A 290-nucleotide genomic window follows, 5' to 3' on the forward strand; every position below is an offset into this window, starting at 1 on the left:
GTGGTGGGTGATGACGGGATCGAACCGCCGACCCCCTCCTTGTAAGGGAGGTGCTCTCCCAGCTGAGCTAATCACCCGATACTACGCTGGATATTACTGACTAACCGAAGTTAGCGGTGGGTCGTGCAGGATGACTCGGCTTCGCCTCGCCCTACGGGCCGTTGCTGACGCAACGTTATCCTTCACGCTTTATTCTCGTTTCCACCTAACGATTGGTGGGTCGTGCAGGATTCGAACCTGCGACCAATTGATTAAAAGTCAACTGCTCTACCAACTGAGCTAACGACCCA

General features: G+C 54.5%; 2 tRNA genes. Both read right to left on the bottom strand.

From position 1 onward, the window contains the following. Position 1 precedes the first annotated feature (1 nt). Positions 2 to 77, bottom strand: a tRNA-Val gene (locus tag NA330_RS23240). A gap of 136 nt (positions 78 to 213) precedes the next feature. Beyond that, positions 214 to 289 (bottom strand) — tRNA-Lys (locus NA330_RS23245). Position 290: the final 1 nt, after the last annotated feature.

This window comes from Salmonella sp. NW722, assembly GCF_051702785.1.
GTDB lineage: Bacteria > Pseudomonadota > Gammaproteobacteria > Enterobacterales > Enterobacteriaceae > Salmonella > Salmonella enterica.